Source organism: Pontibacter aquaedesilientis, from assembly GCF_014773225.1.
Classification (GTDB): domain Bacteria; phylum Bacteroidota; class Bacteroidia; order Cytophagales; family Hymenobacteraceae; genus Pontibacter; species Pontibacter aquaedesilientis.
In genome coordinates, this window is the sequence record NZ_JACXAJ010000003.1 from 255186 (window position 1) to 278856 (window position 23671).

General features: G+C 45.8%; 22 protein-coding genes. 19 read left to right on the forward strand and 3 right to left on the reverse strand.

What is annotated here, in order from left to right:
• The first annotated feature begins 96 nt into the window (after positions 1-96).
• The 8 genes from H9Q13_RS09540 to H9Q13_RS09575 all read left to right on the forward strand — a co-directional run bounded on the left by H9Q13_RS09540 (position 97) and on the right by H9Q13_RS09575 (position 5535).
• Positions 97-1107, forward strand: coding sequence for a hypothetical protein (locus tag H9Q13_RS09540; RefSeq protein ID WP_191183566.1), 1011 nt, complete (start codon positions 97-99; stop codon positions 1105-1107).
• Positions 1108-1389: 282 nt separating this feature from the next.
• Positions 1390-1893 (forward strand): YkgJ family cysteine cluster protein, encoded by a 504-nt coding sequence (locus tag H9Q13_RS09545; RefSeq protein ID WP_191183567.1) that lies wholly within the window; start codon positions 1390-1392, stop codon positions 1891-1893.
• Between the two features lie 285 nt (positions 1894-2178).
• Positions 2179-3144 carry a 23S rRNA (adenine(1618)-N(6))-methyltransferase RlmF gene (gene rlmF, locus H9Q13_RS09550; RefSeq protein WP_191183568.1) on the forward strand — a complete coding sequence of 322 codons (966 nt, stop codon included), beginning with the start codon at positions 2179-2181 and terminating at the stop codon, positions 3142-3144.
• A 152-nt stretch (positions 3145-3296) separates the two neighbouring features.
• The gene (locus H9Q13_RS09555; RefSeq protein ID WP_191183569.1) at positions 3297-3701 is read left to right on the forward strand and encodes a methionine-R-sulfoxide reductase; all 405 of its coding nucleotides are present in this window, start codon (positions 3297-3299) and stop codon (positions 3699-3701) included.
• Positions 3702-3722: 21 nt separating this feature from the next.
• Complete coding sequence (locus H9Q13_RS09560) at positions 3723-4028, forward strand: peptide-methionine (R)-S-oxide reductase (protein WP_191183570.1); 306 nt, start codon at positions 3723-3725, stop codon at positions 4026-4028.
• 88 nt (positions 4029-4116) lie between these two features.
• Entirely contained in the window at positions 4117-4503 is a 387-nt protein-coding gene (locus H9Q13_RS09565) for a diacylglycerol kinase family protein (protein WP_191183571.1), read from the forward strand.
• A 142-nt stretch (positions 4504-4645) separates the two neighbouring features.
• On the forward strand, positions 4646-5056 hold the full coding sequence (locus H9Q13_RS09570) for a DUF6970 domain-containing protein (RefSeq protein ID WP_191183572.1): 411 nt from the start codon (positions 4646-4648) through the stop codon (positions 5054-5056).
• 2 nt (positions 5057-5058) lie between these two features.
• The gene (locus tag H9Q13_RS09575) at positions 5059-5535 is read left to right on the forward strand and encodes a DinB family protein (RefSeq protein WP_191183573.1); all 477 of its coding nucleotides are present in this window, start codon (positions 5059-5061) and stop codon (positions 5533-5535) included.
• Positions 5536-5734: 199 nt separating this feature from the next.
• On the opposite strand, the gene H9Q13_RS09580 is transcribed toward H9Q13_RS09575, so the two are convergent.
• Both H9Q13_RS09580 and H9Q13_RS09585 read right to left on the reverse strand, forming a co-directional pair.
• Entirely contained in the window at positions 5735-6526 is a 792-nt protein-coding gene (locus H9Q13_RS09580) for a DUF4382 domain-containing protein (RefSeq protein WP_191183574.1), read from the reverse strand.
• 161 nt (positions 6527-6687) lie between these two features.
• Positions 6688-9702 (reverse strand): AsmA family protein, encoded by a 3015-nt coding sequence (locus tag H9Q13_RS09585; protein ID WP_191183575.1) that lies wholly within the window; start codon positions 9700-9702, stop codon positions 6688-6690.
• Positions 9703-9826: 124 nt separating this feature from the next.
• On the opposite strand from H9Q13_RS09585, the gene H9Q13_RS09590 reads away from it, so the two are divergent.
• Together H9Q13_RS09590 and gldJ are read left to right on the forward strand one after the other, a co-directional pair.
• Positions 9827-10822: a PorP/SprF family type IX secretion system membrane protein gene (locus tag H9Q13_RS09590; protein ID WP_224744192.1), complete on the forward strand. Its 996-nt coding sequence runs from the start codon at positions 9827-9829 to the stop codon at positions 10820-10822.
• Between the two features lie 63 nt (positions 10823-10885).
• On the forward strand, positions 10886-12121 hold the full coding sequence (gene gldJ, locus H9Q13_RS09595; RefSeq protein WP_191183577.1) for a gliding motility lipoprotein GldJ: 1236 nt from the start codon (positions 10886-10888) through the stop codon (positions 12119-12121).
• A 142-nt stretch (positions 12122-12263) separates the two neighbouring features.
• Here the strand turns inward: gldJ and H9Q13_RS09600 are convergent, their stop codons facing one another.
• Positions 12264-12950, reverse strand: coding sequence for a ComF family protein (locus H9Q13_RS09600; protein WP_224744193.1), 687 nt, complete (start codon positions 12948-12950; stop codon positions 12264-12266).
• Positions 12951-13044: 94 nt separating this feature from the next.
• Here H9Q13_RS09600 and H9Q13_RS09605 point away from each other — a divergent pair, with 94 nt between their 5' ends.
• The 9 genes from H9Q13_RS09605 to H9Q13_RS09645 all read left to right on the forward strand — a co-directional run bounded on the left by H9Q13_RS09605 (position 13045) and on the right by H9Q13_RS09645 (position 23435).
• Positions 13045-13398 (forward strand): carboxymuconolactone decarboxylase family protein, encoded by a 354-nt coding sequence (locus tag H9Q13_RS09605; RefSeq protein ID WP_191183578.1) that lies wholly within the window; start codon positions 13045-13047, stop codon positions 13396-13398.
• Between the two features lie 76 nt (positions 13399-13474).
• Positions 13475-13825, forward strand: coding sequence for a hypothetical protein (locus H9Q13_RS09610; protein WP_191183579.1), 351 nt, complete (start codon positions 13475-13477; stop codon positions 13823-13825).
• On the forward strand, positions 13825-14586 hold the full coding sequence (gene xth / locus H9Q13_RS09615) for an exodeoxyribonuclease III (protein ID WP_191183580.1): 762 nt from the start codon (positions 13825-13827) through the stop codon (positions 14584-14586). Before H9Q13_RS09610 ends, xth begins: the two co-directional genes overlap by 1 nt.
• 165 nt (positions 14587-14751) lie before the next feature.
• The gene (locus H9Q13_RS09620) at positions 14752-18063 is read left to right on the forward strand and encodes a DUF4175 family protein (protein ID WP_191183581.1); all 3312 of its coding nucleotides are present in this window, start codon (positions 14752-14754) and stop codon (positions 18061-18063) included.
• A 29-nt stretch (positions 18064-18092) separates the two neighbouring features.
• The gene (locus H9Q13_RS09625) at positions 18093-18518 is read left to right on the forward strand and encodes an ATP-binding protein (RefSeq protein WP_191183582.1); all 426 of its coding nucleotides are present in this window, start codon (positions 18093-18095) and stop codon (positions 18516-18518) included.
• Complete coding sequence (ybeY, locus tag H9Q13_RS09630; protein WP_191183583.1) at positions 18502-18930, forward strand: rRNA maturation RNase YbeY; 429 nt, start codon at positions 18502-18504, stop codon at positions 18928-18930. Before H9Q13_RS09625 ends, ybeY begins: the two co-directional genes overlap by 17 nt.
• A gap of 67 nt (positions 18931-18997) precedes the next feature.
• Entirely contained in the window at positions 18998-20860 is a 1863-nt protein-coding gene (mnmG, locus tag H9Q13_RS09635) for a tRNA uridine-5-carboxymethylaminomethyl(34) synthesis enzyme MnmG (RefSeq protein ID WP_191183584.1), read from the forward strand.
• The gene (locus H9Q13_RS09640) at positions 20861-21748 is read left to right on the forward strand and encodes a class I SAM-dependent methyltransferase (RefSeq protein ID WP_191183585.1); all 888 of its coding nucleotides are present in this window, start codon (positions 20861-20863) and stop codon (positions 21746-21748) included.
• A 76-nt stretch (positions 21749-21824) separates the two neighbouring features.
• The gene (locus H9Q13_RS09645) at positions 21825-23435 is read left to right on the forward strand and encodes an Ig-like domain-containing protein (protein WP_191183586.1); all 1611 of its coding nucleotides are present in this window, start codon (positions 21825-21827) and stop codon (positions 23433-23435) included.
• Positions 23436-23671: the final 236 nt, after the last annotated feature.

The window sequence follows — 23671 nt, forward strand, 5'->3', positions numbered from 1 at the left end:
CTTGTGTTGTAGATAAATGAAAAGCAGCTCCATTTGGGGCTGCTTTTTTTATGCCTATTTTACTATATTGTAAGATATTTATACTTAGTGGCACATATGAAATCCAGCTTAAAATACCTCGCTCTTACCTTTTGGTGTGTTTCCACATTTTCCTGCGCTGAAGAGGGCAAAAAACAACTGGGAACTGCCTCTATTCCTATAGTGGCAGAAGAGCCCGAGCTACAGCCAATAGCTACAAACACACACAACAAGGCTAGCTATGAGCAGATGGCTAAAATGTGTAAAGAATATTGGGCAGAGTGGAATAAACTTAATGCTAGCAAAGCCGATTACTTTGAAAAACATGTTTTAGCAAAGGCACTAGCTAATCCTGACTTGCCGGAGCAAAACAAGAAATTCCTTTTAGCACTGAAAGAATATCTGCGCCAAACACCGGCAGAGGAACGTCAAATTTTGGCGCCTGATCAGCTGCTTTTTCCAATATTCAGGTTAGCGGAAGGCGAATTGGGAGTCATAGGTTCTCCTATACACGATACCTCCAGCAATTCATTTGAAGACATTTCCAAAGAAAGAAGCCTCTTAAACCGATATGGTATAAAAACAGAGGTCTTAACTAACACTGAACCTAAACTAGTTTACCACAAATCTTTTGCCGATACTCTTTTCAAAAGGCTGAACACTTCTGTTTATACTTTCACAGCACAAAAATCTGTAAAAACACAGCTGCAAAATTTTGGCACCTACACCGGAGAGTGTCTGGAGTACTACAATTACCTGCTAGACCCAACACCGTTTAACAGTAATGACCGCATTTTATTTGGCAGCAAGTATAACCTAGAGTTAGTCTACAAAATTTATCCTGAGATTGACGCAGTTTTTATTAACCAACTCAAGCCTGATTGCGGTGATTGCCCTTCCAGCTTTGACCAAGAGAAAACCTTTGCTTCTTTAAAAGGTGTAGAAGGGCTATACTTTGTTTATGCTGACACTTTCCCGCTTAACAACAAACTGGAAACTCCATCCAGAGGATTGCTGATGAAGATGGGCAACAAAGTCGTGTACCTATGGCATGATGAAATAGACTTGATAGGGTGTAGCTGCATTTAGTCCCCGCTAGTGCGAGCTTGTAGCTCGTACTGCTATTTGGCTGAAGATATAGCTGCGTGGAAAAGAAAAGGCACGAGCTACAAGCTCGCGCCAGCACAAGCCAGCTCAAACTAGCAACTAAACCTACTGTACTCTTTTAACATAAAAGTATAATTGCACGAACGGCGAGCTTGTGCCAACAAAGACGACTAAAAGGAGCAGTGTTCCGTTTATACAATTACTAGCTGTTATTTAAGCTATCTTCAAAAGTGCACATGAAAGAAATGCTTAAATGCGGTAAGTATGATTGATTCAACCAATATCTGTTTGTCTTGTGGAATATGTTGCGACGGCACCCTGATTGGCTTTGTACAGCTTAGCCATGAGGAGTTGCCTGCAATAAAAGAATTGATGGAGATTGAGGAGGCAAGCAGTGATGGGGTTTTTCTTCAGCCCTGCAAAAAATATTGTGATGGCTGCACTATTTACTTAGACAGACCAAAACAATGCGCCAGTTATGACTGCAAACTCCTTAAATCTTTCCAGCAAAAAGAACTGGATTTTACTGCAGCTGTCGAAATAATAGATGAGGCGAAGCAGAGAAAGATTGCTATTGAAGATCAATTAGCATCATTACAGATTAAGCTACAATCCCAGTCATTTTACTTTAAGATGACTGAACTGAAAAGGCTGTATCACAAAAACGAGCACGAGTTATTGTCAACACCAGCCTTCAAAAATTTAATAACGGACATCAAGCAACTCGATAATCTGCTCTCAACGAAGTTCGGCGTCACAGTATTTTAGATCATTGCCTGAACAAAGGGGCTGTACCATTACTTGCGCTGCTAATAGTTGAAAACGTGTTCCTTACAAACCAAAAAAACACGGGTTATGAGCTCGCTGACTACCCCACAAGTTTAGTGGTAGCGCAACTTGTGGTTAAACATCGCAATCAGTTGGTGACTAGCGTTTCTCTATACCCTCATTTATCACCCCACTTAAACTTGCGGGATAAATTCCTCCAGAAACTATAGCTTTGCCAAACTATTCCCGGAACCTACGTATCACCAGTTTACCTCCAGCAGTTTAATGATTCCCAAAAAGAAAGAACATCCAAAGGAGAAATCAGAGCTGCACCCACGCAACAGGCATCGAGGACGCTATAATTTTAAGCAGCTTGTAGCCAGTTGTCCGGAGCTCAAACCCTTTGTAAGGCTGAATGAGTATAACGATGCCTCTGTGGATTTCTTCGACCCGAAAGCTGTAAAAACGCTGAATAAAGCTTTGCTAGCGCATTTTTACGGCATTAAACACTGGGATATTCCACAGCACTACCTCACACCGCCTATACCTGGCCGCGCAGATTATATACACTATGCCGCCGACTTACTGGCCGCTTCTAACCAAGGCAAAATACCGACAGGCAACAAAGTAAAATGTCTCGATGTGGGCGTTGGAGCCAGCTGCATTTACCCGATCATCGGTAACAAAGAATATGGCTGGTCTTTTGTCGGCGCTGATATAGATCCGGTTTCTGTTAAATCGTCTGAGAACATTGTAAACTCCAACCCATTGCTGAAAGGGAACATAGAGCTAAGACTGCAGCCAAACCCAAAACATATCTTTAGAGGCATTATCAAACAAGATGAACGCATTGACCTGACCATCTGCAACCCGCCGTTCCATAGTTCGCTGGCGGAAGCACAGGCCGGCACAATGCGCAAACTGAAAAACCTGCAGCAAAAGAAACCAGCTAAACTAACCCTGAATTTCGGAGGCCAGAATGCCGAACTATGGTGCGAAGGAGGCGAGGCCCGGTTCGTCGAAAACATGGTAAAAGAAAGCAGGCAGTTTGCTACAGCCTGTTTTTGGTTCACAACTCTGATCTCTAAAGCAGCTAACCTTAAAAGCGTGCTCTATAGTTTGAAAACAGCAGGCGCCCACACCGTAGAAACGATCCCGATGGGACAGGGAAACAAGATCAGCCGCATCGTAGCCTGGACTTTCTTGGATGATGAGCAGCAAAAGCTATGGCGGGAGACACGCTGGAAGTAAATTAGATAGAACCGTCTGTAGTAGTTTAATGAGCTTAAAGTAATTCCAATCCTCCTTTATGAACCCGACCTAAACTGTAAAAAATGTCTGAACCCACTGCTTGTCCTCTTGAGCAAACGTATAACCTTACCGATACAACAAACACATCAACTATGAAAATCGCAAAAGACCCATCCGAATACAACAAGCTTACACCGGAAGAAGAGCGCATCATCGTGCACAAAGGCACCGAGTACCCGGGCACCGGAGAATACGAGCACAACAAGGCAGAGGGCGTATACCTGTGCAAACGTTGCAATGCGCCGCTCTATACCTCAGAGTACAAGTTTGAGTCGCATTGCGGCTGGCCAAGCTTCGACGACGAGATAACCGGTGCTGTAAAACGCGTACCGGACGCGGACGGACGCCGCACCGAGATCGTTTGCGCGAACTGCGGGGCACACCTGGGGCATGTATTCGAAGGGGAGTACCTTACTCCAAAAAACATCCGCCACTGCGTTAACTCGCTTTCGATGAAGTTTGTGGCCGTGGAAGACCTGGAGAAGGAAGACGTATAGCAATTCTTTGTCTTTAATCGCATGTTTAAGCACAGAGGCAAAGTGTCGGGAAGCAACCAAAATACAGGCTCTTATACCTGCTCAAACTGTGGCAACAGGCTGTTTCATGCCAGCAAGAAATTCGAAGTCGGGTCGGGTTTCCCTAGTTTTTGGGAACAGATAGGGGAGAACGTTACTCAAAAACTGCTCCACACCTATGGCAGGCAACGCACTCAACTCCTCTGCAACCAATGTGGACAGCACTTAGGGCATTTGTTTGATGATGCCCGTGCGCCCAGCCAGGTTCGGTATTGTATTAACGCAGAGTCGTTGCGTTTTGAAGAATAAAAGGATTTGCTTCCGTTTTAACTTTATACCGGCAATTGGAGTATAATCACAGCGAAATAAGAATATACGCACCCCTATATATTTTCGCATGAGCCGTCCCTCCTTCATCAGATCCCGCTACAACAGCTTCCGATTCGCTTTTAAAGGGCTAAATGCCGTTTTCCGCTCCGAGCCGAACATGCACCTGCACGTACTGGCCAGCATCATTGTGTTGGTGATGGCCTACCGCTTCGAGGTAACCCGGGTAGAGTGGTGCCTGCTTATCCTGTGTATCGGTATGGTATGGGTGGCCGAGATCTTCAACACATCCATCGAAACGCTCACAGACCTCGTCTCACCGATGGAAAACATCTGGGCTGGCAAAACCAAAGACCTTGCCGCCGGAGCCGTACTTATGGCTGCTCTCACTGCCGTTGCTGTCGGACTATTCATCTTCATACCTTATTGGGCCGCCTACGTAAATGTAGCGTTATAACTTGTTCAAGTGTACGCCTAAAATTAGGCCGCTATACCTTGTGCATCCCGACAGGGTAAAGCTTTCTCGCGTTTGCCATATTATTGTGTAAACATTTATTGGGTAAATCACTACCTTTGCGCTCCGTTAAAAAAAGATCGATATGGCTGTATTGAAATACACGGCCTGGCTTATGGCTTTGTTGCTTTTGATGGCAATGGAAAGCTGCCAGACTACTGATACAACGGTACCCGACGTCGCTGGTGAGAAGGCCAGCGAGCAGGCCAAGCCGCAGCCTACGGCCTGGCTCAGCGAAATGATTAGGGGTCTGAAAGAAGACTCTGTGGCCAATCCGCCTGCCAAGGTATACCGCTATACCTACAACGAGCAGGAGGTATACTACCTGACCGGCCGTTGCTGCGACATACCATCCAAGGTATACGACGTGGATGGCAACTTGCTTTGTGAGCCGGATGGAGGTATAACCGGAAAAGGCGATGGCCGCTGTCCGGACTTTTTGGATACACGGACAAATGAGACCTTAATTTGGGAAGATAAAAGAGAAGCTAATTAAAGATGACAGGAAACGACGTATTAAAGAACCTAGCAGAATATAACATTTGGGCTAACCAGACCATGCTGGACGTATTTGCCAGCTTGCCTGAGTTACCATCCAACTCTGCCCGCCTCTTCAGCCACGCCCTCAATGCGCAGGCCATTTGGATTGCCCGCATCACTGGTACCCAGAGCCCGGTAAAGGTATGGCAGGAGCACACGCTCGAAGAGTTGCAGAAACTACACCAATATGCTTCTTACAAAATAGCAGAACTGGTTGCCAGCAGCGACGAAGCTGAGTTTAATCGCCTGATAGACTATACAAACAGTCAAGGCAATAAGTACAGCACCCGCGTACTCGATATTCTGACGCATGCATTTAACCATGCAACTTATCACCGTGCTCAGGTTGCAACAGACCTCCGCAGATGCGGCCATACTCCCCCAAATACCGACTACGTGACCTACGTGCGCGAACTGATGGGACAGGTGTACTAAGGATTCAAGAGATTAGACATAAGGTATCAGACCTTTAAATAAAAAAGGAGCACTATATCATGTAGTGCTCCTTTTTTATTTAAAGGCAAATTTATATGTGCGGCTTCAAGTCACCAAAGCAAATGCGTTGATCAACGAACTGCGGCTGCAGGTTGCAAATAAGCCCTATCTCTTGAGCCTGATGTCCTATGTCCCCAAATTATTTGTGAGACAGGTCTACTATACCCAGATCTTTGATCTGATCCTGCGAAATGCTCACGTTCTTGAGCGTTTTGTTGTGCTCATTGTTTTCAGTATAGAACTTCACTGTATACGTACCTGCCTTTATACCTTTGATCAGGAAGTCGCCCGCCTCATTGGCAAAGCCACCAATCGTGTCGTTCTGGGCAGAGATTACGTAGATGCCCGGCTTGTATTCGGCAGGAGTTACCTTACCTTTTATTCCACCGGCTATGGCTTGAGTAATGGTGCGCACGACCGGCTTCAGGTTATATTGTCCGTTGCCCCTGGCTACTATTGACTTGGCTGCATCAAAGTCCAGCAACACAACGTATGTCACATCTTCTACTAGTTCAGCATTGAGTTTCAACTTCAAGCCTGATGTTTGCCCGCTTGGCGTTTTCAGGTTCACAACGCTACCGTTCTTCAGTTTAAGTGAGTTGTTATCGCCCAACACCAGTCTGATTTGTGAGATGGTGCCGACTGGCAGGTTGGCGCTGGCCAACAGGGTGTCCTTTCCGTTGGCGAAGTCGAGTAGGTTGTACACACCCGGATTGATCTGGTCGAGTGTCTGCCAGCCGCTTTCGCTTTCTGTATCCTCTTTGTGGATCTGCACAGAGCGGATATCCACGTTCACTTCCTCATAGTCGCCCGGTGCGTCTGTCATGCGTACTTCCATCTTGGCAGTTCCTGTGCCTTCAGTATCACTGTCGCAGGAGCTAAACCATAAGAGGCCGAACATAGCGAATGGAATCAAGAATTTGGTTCTCATAGAAATTGGATTAAGTTCAAGTCATTTTGGCGCCAAATGGCAACCCTTATACGGATTAACGGGGTTATGTTGCACAAAATTATATCGCTATATAAAGATAAATGCCGCTACCCCTTGGATAGCGGCATTTATACAACCTCGTTTTATAATCAGAAAGAATACTAATTCACTTTTTTGGTGGTGTCGGTAGGCTGCGTGACAGGCTTTGGCCGAAGCAGGTCTCCGATCTTGTCTGTTGCCTGTTTCTTAATCTGTTTCTCAGCATCCTGTCGCTTCTTCTCCAGCTCCAGACGAGCTTTGTTTTCTGCTTCCTGCCGTTTTCTGTCCAGCTCGTTTTTCACGCTATCCTGCAGTTGCTGCTTGCGCTGCTCAAGCTGCAGTTTGGCCTCATCCACTTTGCTTTTCACAACGCTCTCTACCAGCTGCTTGGCTTGCCCTTTTGCACTACCGCCCGCCAGTGCTACCCGTGGATCGGCCAGTGTGCCGCCGATATTCAGGTTAAGGGTAATGCGATCAGAAGTTTTGAGCGCTTCATTGCCGATCAGGCTGCCCAAGCGGGTATTCAACTCCCGGCCTACCTTTCCGGCTGGCACATTAAGCGCCGTCACGTAGTCAATGTTTCCATTCACGTTGTTGGAGCCACCCACGGTCATCTCAATATCGCCTACTTTCAGGTCAAAAGGTTTGATCACCAGGCTGCCGTCAATAATCTGGGCATCGATCTTCTTGTTCTCGATCACAAAGGTCTTCAACTCATCAAATCGGGTCAGGGCGCTAATCTGATCTATGATCTTCACATCGCGCACAGCTGCTTTCACTACATTCACAATGCCACTTCCATCCAACGTACTGAAAAGCGGAGTCATATCTTGCCCAATTTCGCCCGCCAGATTGAAATTAGTGGAGAAAGTACCGTCCAGCAAACCTGCAATCGGAGCGACAGCCTTAATCGTATTGAAGGCATTGAAGGCCTCCTTGAAACTTAGGTTCTGCACATCCAGCTTCATATCAAACAAAGGATGTTTCAAGTCTTTGGTATTGTAGCTGCCGCTGGTTACAAAAGTGCCGCCCAGCGTGTTAAATTTCACACCATCCAGTCGGGCGGTTTTATCCTTGATCAGCACACGGCCTCCGACATTGCTTAGCTTCAGGTCATCATAGAGCACCTGCTTGGCGTTCACGTTCAGTGTAATATCCAGGTTATCGGGCACTTCCACTACACCTTCCGCCTCGCTGGTGGCAGTGGTCGCCTGACCCGTGTTCTCATCTACCATCCATTCATTCACATTGAAGTTGTTGGAGTTCAGGGTAAAATTACCGCGCAGCGACTGGTTATCAGCTAAAGCATAACCCAGATAATTAGACAAAGTACCGCTCGCCTGAATATCGCTCTTGCCCAGAAAACCACGCAGGTTGTTCAGTTGGATGCGCTCGTTATTGAATACGGCATCTGCACTGGTGATTTTCATTCCCTGCGGCATGTCCTTGCTGACAAAGTTGAGGTTCGTGATGCCCATGGTGCCATTGGCAGTTACGTTGTTATACCTCTCTGCCTCTACATCCGACATCTTGCCCTTAGCCGCCACGTTGGCATTTATACGGCCCGACACGGTCATATCCTCCAGCGGAAAGATCTTGGTGAGTTTGGTCAGGTCCAGTATCCCTTTGATCTGCCCGTCGAAAGCAGGGCTTTCGATACCCTGCACCAGCACGCGGCCTTCCAACGGCTCTCCGTCCAGCGTCATGTTAAAGCGCTCCACGTTGATACGAGTATCGTCTGTATTGCCAGTCTTGTTAAGTATATTAGTTACCATATTCAAATTCTGAATAGGGGCGGGGAAATCCTTTGACTTCACGTAGCCATTGGTTAGGCGCATATCAGCGTCTATCACCGGCATACTCTTCTCACTATAGGTGCCTTTGGCATCGGCATCTACTTTCAGCAAACCGCGGAGCGTCATATCCTCCACAGGAAATACCTTGGTCACTTCATCCAGGTCGATGCTGGCCTTCAGGTTACCATCTACCTGCATTACTTCCATACCTTTCACGAGCACGCGGGCATCAATCGGGTTCTTGCCCATATCCATGTGGAACTTGCGTACATCGATCACGGTCTTCTCCAGATCGCCGTCCGGGTTATCGATGCGCATGTCAACGCTAATGTTGCGGGCAGCCTGCGGCAGATCCGGGTACTTGAACATCCCTTCCGTCACCTTCAGTGTCGTACCGAAGCCAGGCATAAGCGTGTCATTCATGCGACCCTTCAGGTAACCGTCAAAGCTCAGGGTTCCTTCTGTCTTAATATCCTTGAAATCGTCCTTGTACATACCGGGCACTACCGAGAGCACACTGCGGAAGTCAGTATTGGTGGCCTTAAAGGTCAAGTCCATAACGATATCATCTTCCGGCATCAGGATAGTGCCGGCAAACTGGAAAGGGAGCTCATTGATTTTGATGTTGTTGTCCTTGAAGGTATAGAGGTACCGGTCCAGGTCCATGGCCATGGTCACATCGGCATCCAGCACGGCGTTCTCAATATAATTCGCGCCCCCATAGGTCATCACGAAGCGGTCTGCCTGGGTTCGGGACTTCATATCGAACACACTTTTCTCAAAGTCGCCGCTACCCGTATGCTGTACATTGTAGGCCGCCAGCCCAAAGGGTATACTCAGGTCATCATAAAACAGCGTACCGTTGTTTATGTCCCAATTCTTAATGGCCATCCGGAAATCGCTGGCAGCAGTGTCCGCGTCAACCGTAGTGGCTGTATCAGGTATAAAGATGTCCCAGTTGGCTTTCCCGCTCTTCAGAACCAGCAGGCGGATAGTCGGGTTCTCCAGCTTGATGTTATTTATCTTGAGCTGGCTGCCACCTATCACACTCATCAGGTCAAGACCCATCCGGAAGGAAGGGATTATTGCCAGCGTATCGGTAGCAAAGGAGTCCTGCCCCACGACCATGAGGTCCTCTACACCGAGCGACATGTTAGGGAAGTCCCGGAAAAGCGACAGGCTCACGTCATCCGTTTCGTAAATCACGGTGGCGTTTATATTCTTGGCGATCTCTTTGTCCAGGGCCTGTTTAATTTTATCTTTGAACAGCAGGGGAACCAGGGCCGCTGCCGCAAGCAGCACAACCAGGAAGATAAAGAAACCAATGACTACTTTTTTCATATAGGTGGTTGGGTTTAGTAAAAGCTAAGCTATATAAATTTATAGCGAAAACCATGCGAAACTTAACAAGCTCTATAATTCTAACACGTATTGAGTGCCAATTATGCGTATCACCCTGACAAAAATGTTTTTTTGTTTCGTCTGCTGCATCTGGGGTTTTTCAGTCGCTGGTCAGGATGCGCACTTTACACAGCAGTATGCCAACCGGCTATACCTGAATCCCGCCTTCAGTGGGCTGGGCCGCAGCTGGAGCGTGGCAGTGGCTCACCGCAACCAATGGCCTTCGCTAAACGGCTCCTTTGTAACCAACCAAATCTCCGGCGATTATCGCTTTGATGGCACCAAGAGCGCCATTGGTTTGGTACTACAGCAAGACAAGGCAGGTATAGGCGGACTACAGAAACTACAGGCCGCACTGGCCTATGCTTATCATACGGGTTTAACCGACAATCTGGCATTTTCGGCCGGGCTCCAAACTACAGTTTCTTCACTGCGTGTTAATTACGACAATCTGGTTTTCGGGGATCAGCTAAGCGATTTTGGGCAAACGGCTCTTACCTCGGCAGAGGCACTCCACTTTGAACCTAGCAGTTACCTAAGTTTCGCTGTGGGCGGGTTGTTGTATAATAACCAGTTTTGGGTAGGCTTAAATGCATCACACCTTAACCAGCCATCCTTTGGCTTTACCGAAACAACCAAATTGCCTTTGCGCTTTGTGGCCAATGCCGGATACAAATTTTTACTCCCAACCGGCTTACGCCAAAAAAATGCTGAGTTCAGTGTAAGCCCAGCGGTTAACTTCACGCATCAGCAAAATTCTAGCAGTACAGATTTCGCCTTATATACTATTTACGCCCCGCTATCGTTAGGAATAATATATAAAGGGGTACCTATTACCGGCGGTGCAGAGCAGGACCAAAGCTTAGGTGTGATTACAGGTATAGCGCTTGACAGGCTTAGAATTGGTTTTAGCCACGATATTGGACTAAAAGGATTTGGCAGGCAGGCAGGAGGCGCAAATGAAATATCACTGGTTTTTGAACAACTTGATTTTGGAAATCTGTTCGGAGGCAGGCATGCGCCTAAAATAAACCATAACATTGTTTGTCCGGCATTCTGAATTTAATTATAATTGCACACTAATTTACGTTAAAAGAACCTTATCATTAGTAGGTCCTAATCTATGAAGCTTATCAAGTATTTATCAGCTGTTGTTGTGGGAGGTGCGCTTCTTGCATCTTGCGGAAAAGGTGGCGGTTATCCAACAAGCACTGACCCAGGCGATTACAGCTCAGCCACGGGTATTGAGTATAACGAGGATGAGACTGCATTCCAAGTAAATGATTACGAGGATTTCCCTCAGGCACCAGGTTTGGTCTTCATTGAGGGTGGCCGTACAACGCTTGGCTCTATGGAAGAGGACATTGCCATGACCCGTGACAACATTGAGCGCACGGTTACAGTGGCATCTTTCTACATGGACGAGACGGAGGTTGCCAACATCCACTGGCTGGAGTATCTACACTATCTTAAGAGAGACTCTCTTCCGGAGGTGTACACAGCAGCTTTGCCGGATACTACGGTTTGGTCTCGTCAGCTTTCTTTCAACGACCCTTACGTAACGTATTACCTGCGTTACCCTGGCTTCCGTTTTTTCCCGGTTGTGGGTGTAAGCTGGCTACAGGCTAATGACTACTGTACCTGGCGTACTGCCAAGGTAAACGAAAACCTGGCGAAAGAAGCTACTGGCGGATCTAATAAAAGAAGAGGCCTTTTTGGCAAAAGAGCTGCACAGGAGCCTACCGAGGCTACTGCACTTTCAATCGAGTCGGGTTACGTGCTTCCGAACTACCGTCTCCCAACGGAGGCTGAGTGGGAATATGCTGCTCAGGCTTTGATCGGTACACAGTACAACGAAGACGAGAACCAGAACAACAGAAGACTTTATCCTTGGGATGGCCACCAACTGCGTAACCCGCACGGCAAGCAGATGGGCAAATTCCTGGCAAACTTCAAGCGCGGACGTGGTGACTATGCCGGTGTGGCTGGCTCCTTGAACGATGGCGCAATGATTACAGACTACATCTACAGCTACCCTCCAAATGACTTCGGTCTGTACAATATGGCTGGTAACGTAAATGAGTGGGTACAGGATATTTACCGTCCGCTTTCATTCCAGGATGTAGAAGACCTTAACCCATTCCGTAGAGATGGTTTCCTGGACGAGGCTGAGCAGTATGACAGCAGCGAAGGCTACCACTCACTGATCAACAATGAAGTGCGTGTGTACAAAGGTGGTTCATGGAAAGACGTAGCCTACTGGCTGTCTCCAGGTACCAGAAGATTCATGGCTCAGGATTCTTCAACTGCAACAATTGGTTTCCGTTGCGCGATGATCAACGCCGGATCTAACAAATAAGAACTAACAGTTATTACTATAAATAAAGGGCCCGGGATTTACCCGGGCTTTTTTCATTTACAACCAATCCAAAATTGCTCCTTAATAGGTATAGACTAAACACATACAAACGCTATACCCTACCCATCGGCGAGACTCATAATTAAGCGGCGGCAATTGTAACTACACTCACTTCAGAGCAACCGCTTTCTAAGAGTATGGCGGCACAGGCTTCCAGTGTAGCCCCAGTGGTCAGCACGTCGTCCACCAACAGCACACGTTTACCTGTCACTTTCTCAGGCAGTTTCACCTCAAATACTTTCTCCACGTTTTGCCAGCGATCCAGACGGCTTTTCTTAGTTTGAGTATCTGTATCGATGTTGCGCATGAGCACGCCGTTGCTCCATTCCACTTGCATCGCCTCCGAAAGCCCCTTCGCAAAACCATCGGATTGGTTATAGCCACGCCTTCTGAGCTTTAGCCGGTGCAGTGGCACAGGCAAGATGAGGTCGAATTGCTTCGCATAATGATGATCAAGCAGGACGGAGCCATACCTTCGGCCTAAGTGCTCGCCCAATTCATGCGCCCCTTTGTACTTCAGCTTATGCAATAGCCGCTGCACACGCCCTTTTGGTTTAAAATGAAGGTATGAGAATGCATACCGGATCGGTACTTTGCCCCAGAAACGCTGCTGCAACATGTTTAGCTCCGTGGCACCAAACAAATGTAGGTCGGTATAGGGCAGTCTTACATTACACTCAGTGCAGATATATTGCTCACCACGAGCCAGCGGCTCATCGCAGGCATGGCACACTTCAGGGAAAAGCAAAGACAGGAGATCCTGGAACATTAGCTAGTTGGTATGGTTAAGGTATTCTTGATAATTTCGCTTAACTTTATCTGTTATACTTTTTTAGCATAAAACAGCAATAGCACACACAACAATGAGTCAGATAGAAGAATTCAATGAATATCGCTCACGTATGAATGAGCGCATCATGTCTTACGACAACAAAGTGATCAAGCGTTTCTTTAACCTGGATACCAATACCTACATGGAGGGTGCCCTGGATGTAAAGACAAAAGAAATGCTTGGATTGGTGGCATCTATGGTACTGCGCTGCGACGATTGCATCAAATACCACCTGGGTAAATGCCATGAGGAAGGATTAAGCGACGAACAGGTATTTGAAGTGTTTTCCATTGCCAACCTGGTAGGAGGTTCTATTGTAATCCCACATTTCAGAAGAGCCGTTGAGTATTGGGAGGAACTGAAAGCACAGCCAAGTGTTTCCTAAATTTTAAAGTTTCATGGCTGCATTGTTAGATAACCATTCATCAATGCAGCCATCTATAAATTAATAAATCAATCCTATGTCAGACGAATCATCAAACCTGGAGCACAGATGGACTAACCTGCGGGCTTCTATGATGAAGACGTTCGGAAAGAAACCTGATCTGAATGCCATCCTCTTCCTGATAGGTATACAGGAGTTGGGAAAAGGAATCACAAATTTCACTAAGGAGGAGAAGCAGGACCTGATGCACATTGCAACCTGCAAAGTATTCAGTTTGTCGGGTTACTATGAGTTAGAACAGGTCGATGAAGAGGGGTGGCCGCACTATCGCTCCATCAAGCCTATACCTTTTGCAAACCTTAAAGAGCAGGACAGAATGCTTAAGTGGCACATACTTGAGTATTTCGACCAGTTAGAAAAAATTTAATGAAGATTATCAGTTATAATGTGAACGGCATCCGTGCCGCTCTTTCCAAAGGATTTCAGGATTGGTTAAAGGCCGCCAACCCGGATGTACTTTGCCTGCAGGAGATCAAGGCCTGCGAAGACAAATTTGACCGCGCTGTCTTCGAAGATCTGGGCTATAACGTATACCTGCATCCGGCACTCAAAAAAGGCTACAGCGGTGTGGCCATCCTCTCGAAGGAGAAACCAAAGCATGTTGAGATCGGCTGTGGCATGGAGTGCTACGATAACGAAGGCCGTGTCATTAGGGCTGATTACGACGATTACTCAGTGATGAGCGTCTACATGCCTTCCGGCTCGAGCGGGGAGGAGCGGCAGGGCTTTAAGATGCAGTGGCTCTCTGACTTCTACGATTATGTCGGGGAGCTGAAGCAGACCTTGCCAGGTATGGTTATCAGCGGGGACTACAACATTTGCCACCAGGCCATTGATATCCATAACCCGAAATCGAACGCCAACAGCTCTGGTTTTTTGCCTGAAGAGCGCAACTGGATGAGCAAATTCATAGAGAGTGGCTTTGTTGATAGCTTCCGGCATTTTAATAAAGAACCTCACAATTACAGTTGGTGGAGTTACCGGGCCGGGGCTCGCGGTAAAAATCTGGGTTGGCGAATTGACTACAACATGGTAACGAACAATTTGCAAGACCGAATGCAGCGTGCTGCCATTCTCCCAGAGGCAAAACACTCCGACCATTGCCCTGTTTTGTTGGACATTATATAGTTATACCTACTTCGCGTATACTAAACCTGATGTGCAGGCGGTTGTTAAGGTATAGCTTCTGTAAGATTTTTTGATTTTTATCTAATAGTAAATTAACCCTGCCAGGTTATCCGTAACTACACGTATGCTTTTGAAATAGATTGGTAATAGAAAAGGAGTTAGCACATGAACGAACATGATGCATTAGACAGGCTGTTGCATCAGCTCCAGGCTTTCAAGAAGAAGTTTTACCTCAACCTACTGTTGCGGGGAAGCCTGTTCGCTGTGGGCTTGCTCATGTCTATTTACATCATTTATAGTTTGCTAGAGTACCTTTTCTATTTTCCAGCCTATGTTCGCGCCTTTTTGCTCTTTTCTTTTATCGGTTTAATCGTCTATGTGCTGGCCCGATGGATTTTACTCCCGCTCACGGCCATTGCCAATCTCAAAAAACTGCTCACCGATGAGCAGGCCGCATCACGCATTGGCGACCATTACCCCGAAATCAAAGATAAGCTACTGAATGCCATCCAGTTAAAAGACTTAGATCGGACAAATGAGCTGATTGCCGCTAGTATTGAGCAACGATCCAGCCAATTGGTTAGCTACCCTTTTACCGAGGCGATCACCTACCGCGATAACAAACCGCTTTTGAAGTACATTGCCCTTCCCGCCGTTATCATGCTGCTGATTGGGCTGCTATACCCTACTATATTTGTGCAGGGTACGGAGCGAATCCTCAACTACAAAAAGCATTATACTCCTTTAGCCCCTTTCAATTTTGTGGTGAAAAATGAGTCGTTGCAGACCTACAGGGGGGAGGACTTCGAGCTGCAGGTAGATATAGAAGGTAAAGCCATACCTAACGAGGTATACCTCCATTACAATGGCAGACGCCAGCGGTTGAACAAAGACAGTAACAATCGTTATACCTATACCTTCAAGCAACTACAAAAGCCGGTGGAGTTTCAATTGGAAGGATCAGGCTTTATGTCAGACGACTATAACTTACGCTTGCTGTCGCGGCCTAACCTCAAGCACTTTCAGATGAAATTGGCCTACCCGGCATATCTGAAGCGCAAGCCAGAAGTAATCCAGAATACGGGCAATGCCACTGTGCCCGAAGGCACCACCATCACCTGGAGTTTCTCGGCTACTGAAACTAAAAGTGTAAAACTCGACTTCAAAAACCCTTCTCAATTGCTTGAGGCAAGTATTCAAGATAATTTATTCACAGCAACCAAGCAGTTTTCTGCGAGCCGGGATTATGCGGTTGCATTGCGCAACGAACATAGCACTAACAAAGAGGACATCAAGTATCAGATAACTGCCATACCTGACCGTCATCCGAAAATCACGCTGGAGCAGTACCACGATTCTGCCTTATTCAGGTTTATGGTGCTTGCCGGCGAAATCTCGGACGATTACGGTCTCACGCGCCTTGCGTTAGTCTACAAAGTCAGTAATGAGAAAAGCCCGCAGGCCAAATATAAGAGCCGGATGCTCCCCCTGAACAAACAGCAGCTTAATCAAACCTACTATCATCAATGGAACATCGCCGCTCTAAACCTAAACCCAGGTGACAAGTTGGAGTATTTTGTGCAGGTATGGGACAATGATGGCTTAAAGGGACCGAAAAGTGCACGGACGCGTACCTATGAGATGAAAATACCCAGTAGACGAGAGTTAGAGCAGGAATTGGTCAGCAATGCCCAGTCGGTGGAGAGCCAGCTTAGTCGTTCACTTGAAAAGAGCACCAAGCTGAAAGAGGAGCTTACTCGCTCTGAGGAGAAAATGAAGACCAAGCGAGATCTGAACTGGCAGGATAAAAAGCAGTTGGAGGACTTAGTAGAGAAGAAAAAGCAGCTGGAAAAAGATATTTCCTTTATGAAAGAGCTGTTTGATGAACTCAATAAAAAGCAGAACATGCTGAGCGAGCAGGATAAACAGCTTGCCGAAAAATCTCAGGAACTGCAAAAACTCATGGACAGCCTGCTGGACGAAGAAACCAAAAAGCTTTACCAGGAATTGGAGAAACTCCTGCAGGAGCAAAGACCGAATGATTCGGAACTGCAGCAGCTGTTGAGCAAACTCGACAATCGCGAGCGTAATCTGGAGCGTGAATTGGATCGTGCCCTGGAGCTTTTTAAGCAGCTGCAATTCGAACAGAAGCTTGATAATATTACCAACAAACTCGAGAAAATGGCCCAGGAGCAGCAGGACCTTTCCGAGAAAACTGCCAATAAGCAGGAAGACAACAAGCAGTTGCAACAGGAACAAGAGTCTATTAAACAAGATTTCGACGATCTAAAGGAGGACCTGAAAAACCTGAAAGACCTCAATGACAAGTTGCAGCACCCAAATCAAATGGACGAGGAGCAGTTGCAACAGGAACAGCAGCAGATCGAGCAGGATATGGATCAAGGCCAGCAGCAGCTGGAGAAAAACCAGAATAAAAAAGCCAGCGAATCACAGCAGAAGGCAGGGGAGAAGATGAAACAGATGGCCCAGAAAATGGAACAAATGCAGAATAGCATGAGTATGGACGGTATGCAACAGAACCTCGATCACTTACGTGACATCCTCGAAAACCTCATCAAACTTTCTTTTGACCAGGAAAGCCTGATGAAATCCTTCCGAGGCGTTAGCCAAAGCGACCCAGGTTTTATCGCATTGTCTCAGCAGCAGCTCTCACTCCGGGAAAATGCCAAGGTAATAGAAGACAGTCTTTTCTCCCTTGCCAAGAAGGTGTTTCAGTTGGAGTCGTTTGTTACCCGCGAGGTTGCCCAGATGAACCAAAGCATGGATAACAGCATGAAGGAACTCCGGGATCGTAACGTAGGACGCGCCACAGGGCATCAACAACTTGCCATGACCTCCATGAACAACTTGGCCCTTATGCTCAACGACGCACTTAAGCAAATGCAACAGGCTATGCAGCAAATGCAGGGTAATATGGCTAGCAAACAGAAGGGAAATAAACCTCAGCCCGGCGATTTTGGCCAGATGCAAGACGCATTGAATAAAAAAATCGAAGAATTGAAAAAAGGAGGCAAATCAGGTAAGGCACTGTCTGAAGAATTAGCTAAATTAGCTGCGGAGCAGGAAGCCTTGCGCAATGCGTTAAAAGAACTCGGGAAACAAGGCCAGAAACCAGGAGAAAACGGCACCAACGGCAACCTGGGAAATATTGCCAAGATGATGGAACAAAGCGAAACTGATCTCGTTAATAAACGATTGACTGAGCAGACCATAATGCGGCAACGTGAAATCCTTACGCGCCTACTTGAAGCTGAGAAGTCTATGAAGGAGCGGGAATTGGACAATAAACGCGAAGCAAAGAGCGCTCAGGACATTGCCCGCCAGGTTCCTCCTTCCTTCGACAAGTATTTAAGAACAAAACAGAAACAAACTGAATTACTCAAGACTGTGCCGCCGGCTCTGTCACCATACTATAAACAGAAAGTCAGCGAGTACTTCCAGAACATAAGTAACTAAACGCACCTTATAGCTACATTTATCAGTATATGAATCAGGTTAAAATTCAGATTCCTTCCTTAATCGAGAACATCCGGGTAATAGAAAGCTTCATAGACAATTCAAAGGAAGAATTCGAGTTTGAAGACGATGTGTATGGAAACATTATGGTGGCCGTCACTGAGTCTGTAAACAATGCCATCCGACATGGCAATAAATTCGATAAAGAAAAGATCGTATACCTTACTTTGCAGGTTGAGAACAATCAGCTTCTATTTGAGGTTGAGGACGAAGGACCTGGATTTGATTACGAAAGCCTTCCAGATCCCACGGCTCCAGAGAACCTGGAGAGTCCCGGAGGTCGCGGTATTTTTTTGATGCGCAATCTTTGTGATGAAGTAAATTTCCTGGATAACGGTAAAAAAGTACAGTTGATCTTTAATATCACGTCATTACAGAATGGATCAGCAAATTGAGTTCTTTAGCGAGGACATCGATTTCTCATTAAGCAACCCAGACCAAATTTCTGATTGGATAGCTCAGATCATAGAGCAGCGTGATCAGGAATTGGTCAATCTTACTTACATTTTTTGCTCCGACGATTATTTGCACAGCATTAACGTGGAGTATCTTGATCACGATACGCTCACAGATATCATCACCTTCGATAATGCCGATGAGGAAGGCACCATCGAAGGTGATATTTTTATAAGCATAGATCGCGTGCGCGACAATGCTGCTACACACAGTACCTCTTTCGAAGACGAACTTCACCGCGTCATCATTCACGGCGTTTTGCATTTGCTTGGTTTTAAAGATAAGACTCCAGAGCAAGAGGCAACTATGCGCAAACTAGAAGATTCTTCCTTATCTTTGCGGAAATTTTAATCGCAGTTGAGGGAATTACCAGCCTTCTTTTGATGTTTCACGTGAAACATCCTTAAATCCAGAATACATGTTTCCAGAATACGATATTATAGTTGTTGGGGCAGGTCATGCAGGCTGTGAAGCAGCAGCAGCAGCGGCCAAAATGGGCTCCAAAGTACTATTAGCCACCATGAACATGAATACAATCGCTCAGATGTCATGCAACCCAGCGATGGGAGGTGTGGCCAAAGGGCAGATTGTGCGAGAGGTGGATGCACTGGGGGGTATGAGCGGTATCATAACTGACCAGACGATGATCCAGTTTCGCATGCTCAACAAATCTAAAGGCCCTGCTATGTGGAGCCCAAGAGCGCAAAGCGATCGCATGCGATTTGCTGAAGCTTGGCGCTTGACATTAGAGCAAACAGATAATGTTGACTTCTGGCAGGAGATGGTAACAGGTATAGAAGTAAAGGACGGAAAGGCTGTTGGTGTACGCACTAGCTTGGGGATAACTATACGTTCAAAGGCCGTTGTATTGACGAATGGTACGTTTTTGAATGGTATTATCCACATTGGCGAGAAACAAATGGGAGGAGGCCGATCAGCTGAAAAATCAGCAAAAGGTCTTACCGAACAACTTATTGAATTAGGGTTTGAGGCTGGTCGCATGAAGACCGGCACACCACCACGTGTTGATGGACGAAGCCTGGACTATTCCAAAATGGAAGAGCAGTTCGGAGATGAAAACCCATCGAAGTTTTCCTATACTGACACGACTCCGCTTGCACAACAACGCAGCTGTTACATCACCTATACCAATTCTGAGGTACACGAAATCCTAAAGACTGGATTTGAGAAATCCCCCATGTTCCAGGGCCGTATCCAAGGATTGGGACCACGCTATTGCCCGTCCATTGAAGACAAAATCAATCGCTTCGCTGACCGTGATCGTCACCAGATCTTTGTGGAACCAGAAGGATGGAGCACGGTAGAAGTATATGTAAATGGCTTTTCAAGTTCTTTGCCGGAGAACGTACAGCTAAAAGCACTGCGCAAGATAGTAGGCTTCGAAAATGCTAAGATGTTCCGACCGGGCTATGCGATTGAGTATGATTTCTTCCCACCAACGCAGCTTAACCTGACACTGGAAACTAAACTGGTGCAGAACCTATACTTTGCGGGTCAGATAAATGGAACGACCGGTTATGAAGAAGCCGCTTGCCAGGGATTGATGGCCGGTATAAATGCACACAACAAGATAAACGACAAAGTACCGTTTGTACTCAAAAGATCGGAAGCTTACATAGGGGTTCTAATCGATGACCTGGTTAACAAAGGTACAGATGAACCATACCGAATGTTTACTTCACGGGCCGAACATCGCATCTTATTGCGACAGGATAATGCTGACATACGACTTACTAAGTTAGGTTATGAGCTTGGTTTAGCAGATGAAAGTCGAAAAAAAGCTGTGGATAAGAAGATCGAAGAAACAGCTGAAATCATCGCATACCTGAATAATAAGCCAGTTGAACCAGGAGATATCAACAGCATGCTGGAAAGCATGAACTCTGCGCCAATAGTCGAAAAGCAACGAGCTGGTCAGCTGATCAAGCGTCCGAATATTGAGATTAAACATATTTCAGCAGCTATACCTGCTGTAGCTGAATACCTAAGCAAATTCAAAGTTGACAGCGTAGAGCAAGCCGAGATTGCCGTGAAGTATGAAAGTTATATTGTAAAAGAGCATGCCATGGCTGACAAAATGAGTGAACTGGAGAACTATAACATAAAAGAAAGAATAGACTACCGTAATATACCGGCATTATCGGCAGAGGCAAGAGAGAAACTATTACGTGTACAGCCTGAAACCATTGGGCAGGCTTCGCGCATAAGTGGTGTCTCACCAGCTGATATTTCGGTACTCATGGTATACCTGGGGAAATAAATGAGCTACGAAAGACTGGAACATTGCCCGATCTGCGGCAAAGAAGATTTCAAAAACTTCCTGGTAGTAACTGACAACGCTGTGTCGAAAGAAAGCTTTGTGATTGTGGAATGTGAGAACTGCTCATTCAAGTTCACCAACCCAAGGCCGGACCTTAACAGTATTGGCAAATACTACGAATCTGAGGAATACATTTCGCATAGCAACATCAAGACCGGGATTATCAACAGGGCCTATCACGTGGTAAGGTCTATAACTACAAAGCAAAAAGTAGAACTTATCAACAGAAATTCGCCGGCCAAAGGAACCATATTGGACTATGGATGCGGTACCGGAGTATTTCTGGCAGCCTGTAAAAACGATGGGTGGGAGATAAGAGGTATAGAACCAAACGACAAGGCAAGAGAAGAGGCTACTAAGGAAACAGGAGAAATCGTAGCACAAAGTCTGCAGGAAATAGCTGGAGAGAAATTCGAGGTTATCACCCTCTGGCATGTGTTAGAGCATATCCATACTTTGAATGAGACGTTAGCCGAATTGATAGGCCAATTACAGGAAGACGGCACTTTAATCATTGCTGTTCCAAATGCTGATTCGCACGACGCTCAACTATACAAAGCAGATTGGGCAGCTTATGATGTACCGAGGCACTTGTATCATTTCACGCAGGACACCATGAAAAGGCTACTCAAAAAGCACAAGATGAAACTGCAGGAGGTGCTTCCTATGAAATTTGATGCCTACTACGTAAGCATGTTGAGCGAGAAGCAAAAGGAGGGGAAAGTAAAAATGATCAGCAGCGTGATGAACGGGTTTAAATCTAACAGCTATGCTGAGAAAAATGGAAACGATTACTCGAGTCTGATTTTTGTTGCTAGAAAAAAATAACTTTAACCAAACAGTGTTAATAATTTAGAACAAGGCAAGCGAAAGTTTGCCTGTTTTTCTTTAAAAGGAAGATTGCATGAAAATTTTCAACATAGTTCTTGCTATAGCATCTCTGGTAGGCGCCACCTCATGCGCCAGCATTAACAACCCAGAGGGTGGACCGAAAGACGAAAAGGCTCCCACATTAGAAAGCAGCAATCCCAAGCACAAAGAACTAAATGTTAAAACGCAAACCATAACATTAGACTTCGATGAAGAAGTACAGCAGAATAGCTTAGCGAAAGAACTGTTGATCACTCCTTATACTGATAACAAATACAAGATAAAAACCAGCAAGACGCGTTTGGAGCTAGTATTTGAGGAACCTTTTGAAGAGAACACCACCTATACCTTCAACTTTAGGAAAGGGATAGAAGACATCACAGAGAAAAACAAAGCGGAAGCACTGCGTCTAACTTTTAGCACAGGTAATTTTATAGATTCGAGCCGGGTAAGCGGAGTAGTTCTGGACTTGCTGAAACAACAACCCGAAAAAGAAGCAATCGTAGCATTATACCCAACATCCGATACATTGAGTATCCGAAAGAGCAGACCATACTATCAAACACAAACGAACGAAGCTGGAGAATTTGTTTTTGAAAACATTAAGGAAGGAGAATATAGGATATTTGCCTTAACAGATAAAAACAACAGTTCGACTTACGATAACGAAAACGAACGTATTGCCTATAAAAGCGAACCAATACAGATCACGTCTGTAGGACAAGAATTACTTTTAGAGACAGTTAAAATTGATACGAAGCGGCCAATACTCCAGCGTCGTGAAAAGTACCTGGACCGTTTTGTGAGCAATTATAACGAAGGTATAGAAAGCTTTATCGCAAGGCCGATAAATTCTCCTAAAGATACCTTAGTCCACAAAATATCAGCCGATGGAAAAATAATAGAGCTATTTGGAGACGCCAAATTTAAAGGAGGTATGGCACTTTTAACCGCAATGGACTCTGCGGCAAACAGAACAATAGATACTGTTCAAATAAATTTTGAAGGCAAGAGAGCACAGCGAATACAGGGCGCAAAACTAAAGGACAACGGTGCCAGCAATAACAACACATACAGCGAAGGCCAGTCCATAACGATTGAGCTAGAAACGCCTGTTAGAATCAACTTTAAGGAACCTATTGCTATACTTGCCGATTCGATCTTGGTGACCAAACTTACATATCCAAATCAGGTAAAATTAGATCGTACAGCCACAGAACTTAGTTTCGTAGTGCCCCGTTGGAAGGGAAGAAATAGACAGGCCACAGTCATACTCGACAGTGTGGGTATAGCTCCAGTACAAGGAGACAAATTAAAATTTACGCCTTTAACATTTACAGTTGCAGAGGCCAAAGGTGCCGGCAGCCTGAAAGGAAGTATTACAAGCACAAACCCATCTTACATTGTACAGTTACTAGACAACCAGTATAAAGTCAAAAGGCAAATCAGAAACGCCAAATCCTATGATTTCAAAAACATAGAACCCGGAACCTACTACATCAGAATAATAGTGGACGAAAATAAAAACGGTAAATGGGACGGTGGGGATCCCAATTTTAAAAGACCACCGGAGAAGGTATACCTCCACAAGAAGGCGCTCGAGATAAGGGCCAATTGGGAGGTAGAGGAGAACATTAAATTCTAACAAAAAGGGAGCTAGTGGTAGCTCCCTTTTTTGTTGTTCCATGCCAAAAATGGAACTGCCAGACGTGGATAATTAACGTTTCAATATAGCCGCAATCAACTTAAGAAAAACATCTGGTGATATTATCAACAACCAGATAGGATGACAGCCTCAAAAATATCGGTTAAATAACACTCCATTCAAGATTCGCTGACTAGGTCTGAAGATTAAAAAAGCGAAGACCTAAATCAGGTGAA

Bases quoted from the DNA above. Each gene is read 5' to 3' on its own strand.
- H9Q13_RS09540 (WP_191183566.1), top strand. From the start codon at position 97: ATGAAATCCAGCTTAAAATACCTCGCTCTTACCTTTTGGTGTGTTTCC.
- H9Q13_RS09545 (WP_191183567.1), top strand. From the start codon at position 1,390: ATGATTGATTCAACCAATATCTGTTTGTCTTGTGGAATATGTTGCGAC.
- rlmF (WP_191183568.1), top strand. From the start codon at position 2,179: ATGATTCCCAAAAAGAAAGAACATCCAAAGGAGAAATCAGAGCTGCAC.
- H9Q13_RS09555 (WP_191183569.1), top strand. From the start codon at position 3,297: ATGAAAATCGCAAAAGACCCATCCGAATACAACAAGCTTACACCGGAA.
- H9Q13_RS09560 (WP_191183570.1), top strand. From the start codon at position 3,723: ATGTTTAAGCACAGAGGCAAAGTGTCGGGAAGCAACCAAAATACAGGC.
- H9Q13_RS09565 (WP_191183571.1), top strand. From the start codon at position 4,117: ATGAGCCGTCCCTCCTTCATCAGATCCCGCTACAACAGCTTCCGATTC.
- H9Q13_RS09570 (WP_191183572.1), top strand. From the start codon at position 4,646: ATGGCTGTATTGAAATACACGGCCTGGCTTATGGCTTTGTTGCTTTTG.
- H9Q13_RS09575 (WP_191183573.1), top strand. From the start codon at position 5,059: ATGACAGGAAACGACGTATTAAAGAACCTAGCAGAATATAACATTTGG.
- H9Q13_RS09580 (WP_191183574.1), bottom strand. From the start codon at position 6,526: ATGAGAACCAAATTCTTGATTCCATTCGCTATGTTCGGCCTCTTATGG.
- H9Q13_RS09585 (WP_191183575.1), bottom strand. From the start codon at position 9,702: ATGAAAAAAGTAGTCATTGGTTTCTTTATCTTCCTGGTTGTGCTGCTT.
- H9Q13_RS09590 (WP_224744192.1), top strand. From the start codon at position 9,827: ATGTTTTTTTGTTTCGTCTGCTGCATCTGGGGTTTTTCAGTCGCTGGT.
- gldJ (WP_191183577.1), top strand. From the start codon at position 10,886: ATGAAGCTTATCAAGTATTTATCAGCTGTTGTTGTGGGAGGTGCGCTT.
- H9Q13_RS09600 (WP_224744193.1), bottom strand. From the start codon at position 12,950: ATGTTCCAGGATCTCCTGTCTTTGCTTTTCCCTGAAGTGTGCCATGCC.
- H9Q13_RS09605 (WP_191183578.1), top strand. From the start codon at position 13,045: ATGAGTCAGATAGAAGAATTCAATGAATATCGCTCACGTATGAATGAG.
- H9Q13_RS09610 (WP_191183579.1), top strand. From the start codon at position 13,475: ATGTCAGACGAATCATCAAACCTGGAGCACAGATGGACTAACCTGCGG.
- xth (WP_191183580.1), top strand. From the start codon at position 13,825: ATGAAGATTATCAGTTATAATGTGAACGGCATCCGTGCCGCTCTTTCC.
- H9Q13_RS09620 (WP_191183581.1), top strand. From the start codon at position 14,752: ATGAACGAACATGATGCATTAGACAGGCTGTTGCATCAGCTCCAGGCT.
- H9Q13_RS09625 (WP_191183582.1), top strand. From the start codon at position 18,093: ATGAATCAGGTTAAAATTCAGATTCCTTCCTTAATCGAGAACATCCGG.
- ybeY (WP_191183583.1), top strand. From the start codon at position 18,502: ATGGATCAGCAAATTGAGTTCTTTAGCGAGGACATCGATTTCTCATTA.
- mnmG (WP_191183584.1), top strand. From the start codon at position 18,998: ATGTTTCCAGAATACGATATTATAGTTGTTGGGGCAGGTCATGCAGGC.
- H9Q13_RS09640 (WP_191183585.1), top strand. From the start codon at position 20,861: ATGAGCTACGAAAGACTGGAACATTGCCCGATCTGCGGCAAAGAAGAT.
- H9Q13_RS09645 (WP_191183586.1), top strand. From the start codon at position 21,825: ATGAAAATTTTCAACATAGTTCTTGCTATAGCATCTCTGGTAGGCGCC.